Source organism: Brevundimonas sp. UBA5866, from assembly GCF_002432125.1.
GTDB lineage: Bacteria > Pseudomonadota > Alphaproteobacteria > Caulobacterales > Caulobacteraceae > Brevundimonas.
In genome coordinates this window covers 1-11,546 of the sequence record NZ_DJFS01000044.1, presented here as the reverse complement: position 1 = coordinate 11,546, position 11,546 = coordinate 1, and the positions used below count along the sequence as shown (strand labels likewise).

The window sequence follows — 11,546 nt, the reverse complement described above, 5'->3', positions numbered from 1 at the left end:
TGCGGAGACAAGCGCCACGTCATTGCTTTCGGCCAGATAGGGGCGGCCTTCGCCCTCGGTGGTCGCAGAGGCATAGGCAACCGGAGCGGCCGAAATGCCATAGCCGCGCTGTTCGAAGAAGCCCTGGGTCGAGGCAATACGCTCACCGCGCTCGCGACGCTGCTGAAGCTCGAAGCCGGTATCCATCAGCTCGGCGACGTGGGCGTTGCGGCTGGCGGTCGAGCGGCCACCCATGACGATGGTGATCAGACGTTTGTTGTCGCGCACCGCCGAGGCGGACAGGTTGTAGCCCGAGGCATTGGTGAAGCCGGTCTTGATGCCGTCATAGCCATTGCCCACCGCCAGCAGGCCGTTGGTGTTACGGTAGTCGCGACCGTTGTAGTACCAGTCCTTGATGCCGAGATAGCGGTAGTACTGCGGGTAGTCGCGCATCACGGCCCGGCTCAGGATCGCCAGATCATTGGCGGTGGTGGCCTGACGGGTGTCGGGCAGGCCGTTCGCCGTGGTGAAGCGGGTGTGGTGCATACCCAGCTCGCGGGCCTTGGCGGTCATGCGAGAGGTGAATTCGGATTCATTGCCGGCGACGGCTTCGGCCAGAACGACAGCCATGTCGTTGGCGCTGCGCACGGCGGTGGCGCGCATGGCATCATCGAGGCTGATGGTCTGACCGGCGGCAAGGCCCAATTTCGAGGGCGGCTGGGCCGCGGCGCGAGGCGATACCGTCAATTGGTCCGTCAGTTTGACGCGACCGTCCTCCAGGGCCTCGAACACCAGATACAGTGTCATGACCTTGGTGATGGATGCCGGATAGCGGCGCTCGTCGGCAAAGCGCGAGAACAGAACCTCGCCGGAAGCCGCATCGAGCACGACAGACGCATATTTGGTGTTGTCACCCGACTGGGCCACGGGGGGCGTCTGGCCAACCGTCGGCACCAGAGAGCTGCCCACCAGAAGGGCGCTGAGCAGGAGTGGCTTGCGGAGAATGGAGGCGTTCATCAGCAGCTACTAAGCCTTTTCACTGTGGAGCATTGGAGGTGAAGCCAATACGCCGGATAAGGTTACACCATGACCGGACAGGTGTTTCGACACAGTTAATGCTGCGTCAATCATTGCCTGAGCCGTAATCTTTAACTTGAAAACACTGTCTTCGTGAACCCGTGATTGTGGCTTGAGCGGGATGACAACCGATTGTTCGCCTTCAAATAATGGTGACGCTTGCCGTCGGATCGCTGCGGCATGACCCATTATTGTCATGTTGCACTGCAACAAAGACCCTTGATTTTTCTCTTCGCAAGTGCGAAATAGAAATCATTGTTCTCTGCGGGCGAGGCATGCCTGCGCTTTGCGCCCCCTCCACAACGCATTTGGAGCCTATGCGATGACTGACGCGACCGAGACTGTAAAGAAAACCGTTGAGCAGACCGCTGCCAAAGCCAAGGCTCAGGCCGAAGCTGTTCACAATGCCAGCACCAAGGCCTTCAAGGAAGGCGTTGACCGCTCGATCAGCTCGTTCACCGAGCTGAACGCCCACGGCAAGAAGAACCTTGAAGCTGTGGTCGAAAGCGCCGCCGCCGCCCAGAAGGGCGCCGAGGCCCTGTCGCAGCAGGTTCTGGCCTATGGCAAGAAGACCTGGGAAGACAACGTCCAGGCTGCTCAATCGCTGGCTCAGGCCCGTTCGCTGCAAGAGCTGGTTGAACTGCAATCGGCTTGGGCCAAGTCGTCGGCCGAAGCCTATCTGGCTCACCTGAACCAGACGACCGAAACCCTGACCGCCTCGGTCAAGGACAGCTTCCAGCCGATCAACTCGCGCGTCAGCGCCGTTGTCGAAAGCTTCCAGTCGGTTCGCTAACCTCCCATAGCGACTGACTAAAAGAAGAGCCCCGGTGCCTGCGCCGGGGCTTTTTCTTTGTCACAGCCGGGGCGGGGAGGCGGGACTTAGCGTGGCTATATTTGAAACCTAACGTTGTTATGCGGATTAAGCAGAGCAGTAACATATCCAGAGTACGCTTGGTCACATCATCGTTGACTGGACGAACCTTCAATTCAGGGCATCATTCCCTATCTTTGAGTAGCAACGACTAAACAGACGGACTTCGAATGCCAATCAAGCGGTCAGGTGAACAGGGCCAAGGCGCAGCCGGTGGTGCAGGCGCGGCGGTCGTCACCGAGACAAAGCCGAAAGTTCAGCGGCCCTCGCTCTATCGGGTGCTGATCCTGAACGACGACTACACGCCGATGGAATTCGTCGTCTATGTCCTTGAGCGGTTCTTCCAGAAGAGCCGTGAAGACGCGACCCGGATCATGATGCACGTCCATCAGTTCGGGGTCGGGGTGTGCGGGGTCTACACATACGAGGTGGCCGAAACCAAGGTCGCCCAGGTGACGGAGACCGCGCGTCGTCATCAACACCCGTTGCAATGCACCATGGAAAAGGACTGAGAGGAGCCTTTCATGCCGTCATTTTCCCGTCCTCTCGAAGAGACGCTCCACCGCGCAGTGACCTATGCAAACCAGCGCCGGCATGAATATGCCACGCTGGAGCATCTGCTCTGGGCCCTGATCGACGACCGCGACGCGGCCGCCGTGATGGAGGCGTGCAACGTCGATTTGACCACGCTACGCAGTTCGCTGTCCCACTATGTCGATAATGACCTGGCGGCGCTGGCGACGGCGGATGGTGACGATGCAAAGCCCACGGCGGGCTTCCAGCGCGTCATCCAGCGGGCGGTCATCCATGTCCAGTCCTCGGGCCGCGAGGAAGTGACCGGAGCCAATGTGCTCGTGGCCATCTTCTCCGAACGTGAAAGCCACGCGGCCTATTTCCTGCAACAGCAGGACATGACCCGCTATGACGCGGTCAACTTCATTGCCCACGGCATCGCCAAGAAGCCGGGCGCCAGCGAGACGCGACCGACGCGTGGCGCCAGCCTTGAGGAAACCGAAGACGGTGCGGTCGTCAAACAGGGCGGCGAGGCGCTGGAGGCCTATTGCGTCAACCTGAACGAAAAGGCGCGCGAAGGCCGGATCGATCCGCTGATCGGGCGTCAGGCCGAGGTGGACCGCTCGATCCAGATCCTGTGCCGCCGCACCAAGAACAACCCGTTGCTGGTCGGCGATCCCGGCGTCGGCAAGACGGCCATCGCGGAGGGTCTGGCCCGCAAGATCGAAGCCGACGAAGTGCCGGACGTGCTGAAGGGCGCGACCATCTTCTCGCTCGACATGGGCTCGCTTCTGGCGGGTACGCGTTATCGCGGTGACTTCGAAGAGCGCCTGAAACAGGTGGTCAAGGAGTTGGAAAACCATGAGAACGCCATCCTGTTCATCGACGAGATCCACACCGTCATCGGTGCGGGTGCGACGTCGGGCGGGGCGATGGATGCGTCCAACCTGCTGAAACCGGCGCTGGCGTCGGGCACGCTGCGCTGCATGGGTTCGACCACCTACAAAGAATATCGCCAGCACTTCGAAAAGGACCGCGCTCTGGTCCGTCGCTTCCAGAAGATCGACGTCAACGAGCCGACCCTCGAAGACACGGTGAAAATCCTCAAGGGTCTGAAATCGACCTATGAGGAGCACCACAAGCTGAAGTTCACCGATGCGGCCATCCGCGCGGCGGTGGACCTGTCGGCGCGCTACATCACCGACCGCAAGCTGCCGGACAAGGCGATTGACGTGATCGACGAGGCCGGTGCCTCGCAGATGCTGCTGCCGGAGAACAAGCGCAAGAAGACCTTGGGCACCAAGGAGATCGAGGCCGTCATCGCCAAGATGGCCCGCATCCCGCCCAAGTCGGTGTCCAAGTCCGACACCGAGGCCCTGCGTGAGCTGGAAGCCGATCTGAAGCGCGTGGTCTATGGTCAGGAGGACGCCATCGAACAGGTCTCGGCGGCGATGAAGCTGGCGCGTGCGGGTCTGCGTGATCCGAACAAGCCGATCGGCTCCTTCCTGTTCAGTGGCCCGACCGGCGTCGGCAAGACCGAAGTCGCCAAGCAGCTCGCCGCCACGCTCGGCATCGAGATGCAGCGCTTCGACATGTCCGAATATATGGAGCGCCACACGGTCAGCCGTCTGATCGGCGCGCCTCCGGGCTATGTCGGTCACGATCAGGGCGGTCTGCTGACCGATGCCGTGGACCAGCACCCGCACTCGGTCGTGCTGCTCGACGAGATCGAGAAGGCACACCCCGACATCTACAACATCCTGCTGCAGGTCATGGACAATGGTTCGCTGACGGATGCAGTGGGCAAGAAGGTCGACTTCCGCAATGTCATCCTGATCATGACGACCAACGCCGGTGCGGCGGACAATGCCCGCAACGCCATCGGCTTTGGCCGCTCCAAGGTCGAGGGCGAGGACGAAAAGGCCATCCAGCGCCTGTTCACGCCCGAGTTCCGCAACCGTCTGGATGCCGTGGTGGCGTTCAAGCCGCTGGCTTCGGACACCATCCGTTCGGTGGTCAACAAGTTCGTCATCGAACTGGAGGCCCAACTGGCGGACCGCAACATCACCATCGAGCTTTCGGACGATGCGGCGGATTGGCTGGCCAAGAACGGCTTTGATGAACTGTATGGCGCACGTCCGCTGGCCCGTGTCATCCAGGAACACATCAAGAAGCCGCTGGCCAACGACATCCTGTTCGGCGACCTCAGCCGGGGTGGTCACGTCAAGGTGGAGCTGAAGGACGGCAAGATCGCCTTCGACATCACCGCTGGCGGCGGCACCCCCTCCAAGGAAGAGGAAGAAGAGACGGCCTGATCGGTCGCCTCTTCGGCAAATAAAAAGGCCCGCATCATCCGATGCGGGCCTTTCTCTTTAGGGGCGTTCTGGCTTAGCGCTTGCGGCCGATACCGCTGAGCAGGACAGCCAGACCCGCCACGATGCCGGTGGTTAGAAGCGGCTTGTTGCGGGCGAACTCAAGGCCCTTCTTGGCCGGCTCGCGCAGGTCGGCCGGAGCCTTGTCGGCGATACCGTCCAGACCGTCGATGACGCGGCCATAGGCAGCCTTGGCACGACCGCCAGCTTCTTTGGCGGCGCCTTCAACCTTAAGCTTGGTGTCGCCGGTCAGGTTGCCCAGGCCGCTTTTCACCTTGCCTTCGACTTGGTCGATAGTGCCTTCGATACGTTGGTCGGTCATGGCTCGATATCCTTTTGTGAGGAGAAAGGGGTTCCACGCTTACAAGCGTATGCGAGAGCCAAGAGTTCCGATTTGTTAACGTTCTAGATCTGTTTGAAGGGCGATAATTCCCGCGTCATGGCGTCGCGCTCGGCGGCGACGGCGGGGCCTTCCTGTTGCAGGTAGCGCGCGACCGGATCGGCCAGTGCCGTATCAGAAATAAAATGGGCCGAATAGACCGGTGAGGGCAGGTAACCGCGCGCGATCTTGTGCTCGCCCTGCGCGCCCGCCTCGACCCGCGACAGGCCGTGTTTCAGCGCGAACTCTATGGCCTGATAGTAGCAAAGCTCGAAATGCAGGAAGGGCTTGTCGATCAAGGTGCCCCACTGCCGACCGTAAAGGGCATCGCGTCCGATAAAGTTGATCGCCCCCGCGACCGGCCTGTCATCGTCGAAAGCCATGACCAGCGCGATCCTGTCGGCCATCGTGCGTCCGACGCGCGTGAAGAAGTCGCGCGTCAGATAGGGGCGGCCCCATTTGCGGTCGCCGGTATCCATATAGAAGGCGAAGAAGGCATCCAAGTGGGCCTCGGTGATCTCGGCCCCCGTCAGGATGCGGATATCCAGCCCGTCCTGCGCCTCGCGCCGTTCGCGGCGGATGGTCTTGCGGCGACTGGCCGACAGGGCGCCGAGGAAGTCATCGAATGTCGCCCAGTCCTGATTGCGCCAGATGTATTGGATGTCCTGACGTTGCAGCAGCCTGTGCTGGCCCATCAGCGACCATTCGGCCTCGGTGGGAAAGTTTACATGCAGGGATGACAGGCCCATCTGCTCGCACAGCATGACCGCACCCTGGATCAGCCCCTGACGGACGGTGTCGGCATCGGCCCCCTGCGTCACCAACAGTCGCGGCCCTGTGGCGGGGGTGAAGGGAATGGCGCAGAGCAGTTTGGGGTAATAACGACCACCGGCCCGCTGATAGGCGTCGGCCCATGAATGGTCGAAAACATATTCGCCCTGACTGTGCCCCTTCAGATAGAGGGGCATGGCCCCGACAACGGTGCCGTCTTCGGCGTGCAGGGTCAGGTGGCGCGGTGCCCATCCCTGTTCGGGCACGGCACTGCCGGACGCCTCGCAGGCATCCAGAAAATCATATGTGACGAAAGGGTCGCCCGTCGGAGCTGCGAGACTGTCCCAAGTCTCGCGCCCGACACTGGCGACCCCGCCGTGAACCTGAAGCTTCAGGCTCACTTCACCTCGACGATGGCGTCCACTTCGACGGCGAAGCCCAGCGGCAGCTTGTATACGCCAACAGCCGAGCGGGCGTGTTTGCCGGCATCGCCGAACACTTCGACCATCAGGTCCGAGGTGCCGTTGATGACGCCCGGAATGGCTTCGAAGTCCGGACCGGCTTGCACGAAGCCGCCCAGTTTCACGATGCGGACCACGCGATCCAGATCGCCATCCAGAGCGGCCTTGATCTGGGCGATCAGGTTCAGACCGCACAGGCGGGCGGCCTTCTGGGCCTCTTCCGGCGTGACGTCGACGCCGACAGTACCCTTGATGCCGCCATTGGCATCGTTCGACAGCTGACCCGAGATGGTCAGGGTGTTGCCCGAGCGGACATAGGAGACATAGGAGGCAACCGGCTTGGCGGGCTCCGGCAGGGTGATGCCGAGTTCGGTAAGGCGGGCTTCGATGCTCATATCAATCTCCAGATAATGGGGTCGGACAGGGATGTAGCGCGGGGCAGGGTGTCTGTCTGCCCCTACGTCACCCGAGTTGATCGAAATCGATCAGGGTTTCTTCAGCGCACGTCCGGCGATCACGGCGTTGGAGCCGAATTTGGCCCTGAGCGCGTCGATGGCGGTTTCGGTTTTCAGGGCGCGGGTTTCTTCGGTCTGGAACAGACCCGCGGGTGCGTCATGGGCATCGACCACATCGGCCATGCCGATACCGATCAGGCGATAGGGGATGCCCAGTTCGGGTTTCAGCAGGTCGCGCCCCGCATTGAACAGTGCCCGCGCCGTCTGCACCGGATCGGGCAGGGTGATGCGGCGGGTGATGTGCTTGAAGTCCGTGCGGCGCAGTTTCAGCACGATCACGCGGCTGGACACGCCATCGCGGCGGGCCTTGCTTGCCAGCTTTTCGCACAGGGGCCACAGCTCTGCTTCCAGCGCCTCCTGCGTTGTCAGGTCCTCGTTGAAGGTGGTCTCGGCACTCATGCCCTTGCGGTCATGCTCTGGGTTCACGGGGCGGCTGTCGCGGGCGTGGCTAAGCTCGTGCAGGCGAAGGCCGCTTTCGCCATAGCGGCGGATCAGGTCCTTCACATCGGCATTGGCCAGATCACCCACGGTGGCAAAGCCGTCGGAGCGTAGCTGCTGGCTGAACACCGGCCCGACGCCGGGAAGGATTTTAACAGGACGCGGGGCCAGCAGCGCCTTGGCCTCGGCATTGCCGATGACCGAGAAACCGCGCGGCTTGTCCAGTTCGGACGCGATTTTCGCCAGAAAGCGGTTGGGAGCGAGGCCGATGGAAACCGTCAGGCCAACCTCGTCCTCGATCCATTTCTGCAGGCGGGCCAACTGCCATGCCGCCGAGCCGCCGTTCAGCCGCTCGGTCCCGGACAGGTCGATCCACGCCTCGTCCAGCGACAGGGTCTGTACCAGAGGGGTCAGCTTTGCGACCGCGCCGAAAATGCGGGCGCTTTCATGCTGGTATTTGGCGAAGTCGGGCTTGATGACGACCGCTTCGGGACAGGCTTTCAGCGCCTTGAACATGGGCATGGCGCTGCCGACGCCATAAAGGCGGGCGACGTAGCAGGCGGTGGAGACGACCCCACGCTTGCCCCCGCCGATGATGACCGGCTTGTCGCGCAGTTCGGGGCGATCGCGCTTTTCCACCGAGGCATAGAAGGCGTCACAGTCCAGATGCGCCATCGTCAGCTGCCCCAGTTCCGCATGATTGATCAGGCGTGGAGAACCGCATGACGGGCAGCGGCGCTGTGGCGTCTCTCCTGTCTTCAGGCAATCACGACAGAGACTCTGGATGGACAGATTCATGCTCCGGAGGGTTTCGCCTTCACGTCAGCTTAAGACTGAGCAGGGCAAGTTCGGTTTCGAAGAGCCTTATAGCCTATTTGCGGCAGGCTTTCACCGAAGCGACAAGGTGTCGGATGTCCAAGAAAGTCCTCATCGTCGAGGATAACGAGCTGAACATGAAACTCTTTCATGATCTGCTCGAATCTCAGGGCTACGAAACCCTGCAGACCCGCGAGGGAATGCAGGCGCTTCAACTTGCCCGCGCGCATCGCCCCGATTTGATCCTTATGGATATCCAATTGCCCGAGATTTCGGGACTGGAAGTGACAAAATGGATCAAAGAAGACGAAGAGCTTAGCAATATCCCTGTAATTGCAGTCACAGCCTTTGCTATGAAGGGTGATGAAGAGCGCATCAGACAGGGCGGCTGTGAAGCTTATATTTCCAAACCTATCTCGGTCACCACCTTCCTCGATACTGTCAGGCAGCACTTGGAAGGCTAGCGCATGAGCGCCCGCATTCTGGTGGTGGACGACGTTGATACCAATGTCCGTCTGCTCGAAGCCAAGCTGACCATCGAATATTATGATGTCCTGACCTGCCGGGATGGCTCGTCTGCGCTGGAAATCGCCCGTACCGAACAGCCGGACCTGATCCTGCTGGACGTCATGATGCCGAACATGGACGGCTTCGAGACCTGCCGTAAGCTGAAGGACGATCCGGCCACGCGGCACATTCCGGTGGTGCTGGTCACGGCTCTGGATGGCCGCGAGGACCGTATTCGCGGGCTGGAAGCCGGTGCCGACGATTTCCTCAGCAAGCCGCTCGACGATGTGGTGCTGATGGCGCGCGTGCGCAGCCTGTCGCGCCTGAAAATCGTCACCGACGAACTGCGCGAACGCGAGGAGAGCGTGCGCCGGATCGGTATCGGCGATTCGTCGGTCGAGCGTCTGCACGGAACGGGTGGCCGTATCCTTCTGGTGGATGACAACGACGTTCAGGCCGAGCGTCTGCTGGCGGAACTGGGCAAGGTGCACCGCCCCATGCGTGTGGGCAGCAATGGCAGCGAGCTGGGCTCGCCCATGACCGGCGTCGATCTGTTGATCATCAACGCAGCGACAAAGGGGTTCGACGGTCTGCGCCTGCTGGCGCACCTTCGTGCGCGCGAAGCGACCCGGAACCTGCCCGTCCTGACCATAGTGGATATGGAGGACCGGCCCCGTCTGGTTAAGGCGCTGGAACTGGGGGCCAACGATATTGTCGCCCTGCCTGTCGATCCGGACGAACTTTCGGTGCGCACCTTCACCCAGGTGAAACGCAAGCGTTACACCGACTTCCTGCGCGAGCGGCTGGAGCGAAATCTGGAGGCCGCCGTCACCGACGTGCTGACGGGGCTTCATAACCGCCGCTATATGACCAGCCAGCTCCAGTCGATGGTGGCACGGGCCAACCACGGCGGGGATACGATTGCGGCCCTGATCCTTGATCTGGATCACTTCAAGCAGATCAACGACAGCTTTGGCCACGATGCGGGCGATGAGGTGCTACGCGAGTTTGCGGTGCGTCTGGCCACCAATGTGCGGGCTGTCGATCTGCCGTGCCGTCTGGGCGGCGAGGAGTTCGTCGTCATCATGCCGGGCACATCTCTGGAAGATGCGGAGCGGATCGCCCAGCGCATCCGCCGCGATGTCAGCCGCGAGCCCTTCCGCGCCAAGGGGATGGGCGAGGGACTGATGGTGACTGTATCGGTGGGGGTGGCGGCCTCTGTACCCGGGGATACCCCCGAGACATTGCTGAAGCGCGCCGATCAGGGGGTCTATGAGGCCAAGGCCAAGGGGCGCGATCAGGTGGTGATCCGCGTCGCCTGATACCGCTTGGCCCGTTGCCATGAAGGGCGCGCAGGATGGCAGGCATGGAAAAACGCCCGACTGAATGAAAAGTCGGGCGTTTTTTATAGGCTGAAAGAGCCGCCCTGCATCACGCAGGGCAGGGTCTTACTTGATCTTGCCTTCTTTGAACTCGACGTGCTTGCGCACGACCGGATCGTACTTCTTCACGACCATTTTTTCGGTCATGGTACGGGCGTTCTTCTTGGTGACGTAGAAGAAGCCGGTGTCGGCGGTGGAGTTCAGACGGATCTTGATCGAAGCCGGTTTGGCCATCGGAATAAACCTCTGCGACGGCGAAAGCCGCTTGAAATGGAAGGCGCGGAACATACTCCGCCACGCGCCAAAGTCAACGGGCGGAATGCCACGTTGAGCACTCGCCGTAATGAGCTACGCTTTTAGCATGAAAATGACCAAAAATGCACCCGCTTTCGCCATTTCTGCCGCTGTTTTCAGCGTTTTAGCCGCCGCTTCACCGATCGCTGCTATGGAATCGGCGCCGGAGCAGGACGCCTTTTTTGCGAATCTGGCGACCCTGTGCGGCCAACGATTCGAGGGCAAGGTGATCAATCCCGGGCCGACGGACGGTGATTTTGCCGGCAAACGCCTGCTGATGCATGTGCGTGACTGCGAGACGAACGAGATTCGCATCCCCTTCTGGGTCGGCGATGACCATTCGCGCACATGGTTCATTACCCGCACGGACAACGGCCTGCGCCTGAAGCACGACCACCGCGATCCCGACGGCACCGCCCACACCCTGCACTGGTACGGCGGCGAGACGGCCAACAACGGCTCGCCCAAGCGTCAGGAGTTTCCGGTGGATCAGGAATCGATCGACCTGTTCACGGCGAACAACTCCTCGGCGTCCAACACCAACATCTGGGCCGTCGAGGTCCACCCGACCCAGACCTATGTCTATGAACTGCGCCGCCCGACCGGCCGCCACTTCCGTGTCGAGTTCGACCTGACCAAGCCGGTGGTCGAATAGGCCGCAGTCACAGCCGATCAATGAAAAGCCGCCGGAGATGATCCGGCGGCTTTTTCAATGGCGTCAGTCGCGCCGCTCGATCCGGTGCTGGCCGTGCAGCATCCGCACGAAGGGGATGGGCCGGTTCGGGTTCTCCATCCGCTCCAGGGCCTCGCCCAGAACGAAACGGGTGATGGAGGGCAACTCCAGTTTTATGGCCTGCTCAATGGGCAGCCATGCGATTTCGTCCAACTCGCCGGAACTGACGATATTGTCGGGATCACGCAGGGCTTCGATAGGGGCCGTGAAGAAACGCGCGTCGAAACGGCGCGTGCGGCCCGGCGGCGTGATGGCGCGGGCGATATAGGTCACGGCTGACAGGTCGGGCAGGGCACCGGCCTGACGGTATTCGCGCCACGGCCCGACCACCGAGGCCGCAGGGGCGCTGCGGCCAAGGATCAGGCCCGTTTCCTCGAACGTCTCGCGGATGGCCGTCAGGGCCAGCGCACGGGCGCGGCGGGCGGGGAGGTTCCTTTT

At 61.6% G+C, this 11,546-nt stretch carries 13 protein-coding genes; 6 read left to right on the top strand and 7 right to left on the bottom strand.

What is annotated here, in order from left to right:
- Positions 1-996 (bottom strand): D-alanyl-D-alanine carboxypeptidase family protein (locus tag B3H86_RS05200; RefSeq protein ID WP_292051669.1); only part of this gene is annotated, 996 nt, incomplete at its 3' end.
- Positions 997-1,378: 382 nt separating this feature from the next.
- Between B3H86_RS05200 and B3H86_RS05195 the strand changes: the two genes are divergently transcribed.
- From B3H86_RS05195 to clpA, 3 genes are all read left to right on the top strand, one after another.
- Positions 1,379-1,849 carry a phasin family protein gene (locus B3H86_RS05195; protein WP_292051667.1) on the top strand — a complete coding sequence of 157 codons (471 nt, stop codon included), beginning with the start codon at positions 1,379-1,381 and terminating at the stop codon, positions 1,847-1,849.
- Between the two features lie 248 nt (positions 1,850-2,097).
- Positions 2,098-2,439, top strand: coding sequence for an ATP-dependent Clp protease adapter ClpS (clpS, locus tag B3H86_RS05190; protein ID WP_292051665.1), 342 nt, complete (start codon positions 2,098-2,100; stop codon positions 2,437-2,439).
- Between the two features lie 12 nt (positions 2,440-2,451).
- A complete protein-coding gene (gene clpA, locus B3H86_RS05185) occupies positions 2,452-4,755 on the top strand; it encodes an ATP-dependent Clp protease ATP-binding subunit ClpA (protein ID WP_292051662.1) in 2,304 nt (767 codons plus the stop codon).
- A gap of 73 nt (positions 4,756-4,828) precedes the next feature.
- Here the strand turns inward: clpA and B3H86_RS05180 are convergent, their stop codons facing one another.
- The 4 genes from B3H86_RS05180 to B3H86_RS05165 all read right to left on the bottom strand — a co-directional run bounded on the left by B3H86_RS05180 (position 4,829) and on the right by B3H86_RS05165 (position 8,174).
- Complete coding sequence (locus B3H86_RS05180) at positions 4,829-5,134, bottom strand: CsbD family protein (protein WP_292051660.1); 306 nt, start codon at positions 5,132-5,134, stop codon at positions 4,829-4,831.
- 83 nt (positions 5,135-5,217) lie between these two features.
- Entirely contained in the window at positions 5,218-6,363 is a 1,146-nt protein-coding gene (locus B3H86_RS05175) for a GNAT family N-acetyltransferase (protein WP_292051657.1), read from the bottom strand.
- Entirely contained in the window at positions 6,360-6,818 is a 459-nt protein-coding gene (locus B3H86_RS05170) for a RidA family protein (protein WP_292051655.1), read from the bottom strand. The genes B3H86_RS05175 and B3H86_RS05170 overlap by 4 nt, the downstream gene beginning before the upstream one ends.
- Before the next feature lie 90 nt (positions 6,819-6,908).
- On the bottom strand, positions 6,909-8,174 hold the full coding sequence (locus tag B3H86_RS05165) for a DNA polymerase IV (RefSeq protein WP_409450255.1): 1,266 nt from the start codon (positions 8,172-8,174) through the stop codon (positions 6,909-6,911).
- A gap of 113 nt (positions 8,175-8,287) precedes the next feature.
- Here B3H86_RS05165 and B3H86_RS05160 point away from each other — a divergent pair, with 113 nt between their 5' ends.
- Positions 8,288-8,656 (top strand): response regulator, encoded by a 369-nt coding sequence (locus B3H86_RS05160; protein ID WP_292051652.1) that lies wholly within the window; start codon positions 8,288-8,290, stop codon positions 8,654-8,656.
- 3 nt (positions 8,657-8,659) lie between these two features.
- A complete protein-coding gene (locus B3H86_RS05155) occupies positions 8,660-10,021 on the top strand; it encodes a PleD family two-component system response regulator (protein WP_292051650.1) in 1,362 nt (453 codons plus the stop codon).
- A 126-nt stretch (positions 10,022-10,147) separates the two neighbouring features.
- Here the strand turns inward: B3H86_RS05155 and rpmG are convergent, their stop codons facing one another.
- Positions 10,148-10,315, bottom strand: coding sequence for a 50S ribosomal protein L33 (gene rpmG, locus B3H86_RS05150; protein WP_003164451.1), 168 nt, complete (start codon positions 10,313-10,315; stop codon positions 10,148-10,150).
- Positions 10,316-10,442: 127 nt separating this feature from the next.
- On the opposite strand from rpmG, the gene B3H86_RS05145 reads away from it, so the two are divergent.
- Positions 10,443-11,030, top strand: a complete 588-nt coding sequence (locus B3H86_RS05145; RefSeq protein ID WP_292051647.1) for a hypothetical protein — start codon at positions 10,443-10,445, stop codon at positions 11,028-11,030.
- A 63-nt stretch (positions 11,031-11,093) separates the two neighbouring features.
- On the opposite strand, the gene B3H86_RS05140 is transcribed toward B3H86_RS05145, so the two are convergent.
- A partial coding sequence (locus B3H86_RS05140) for an NUDIX domain-containing protein (protein ID WP_292051646.1) occupies positions 11,094-11,546 on the bottom strand: 453 nt, incomplete at its 5' end.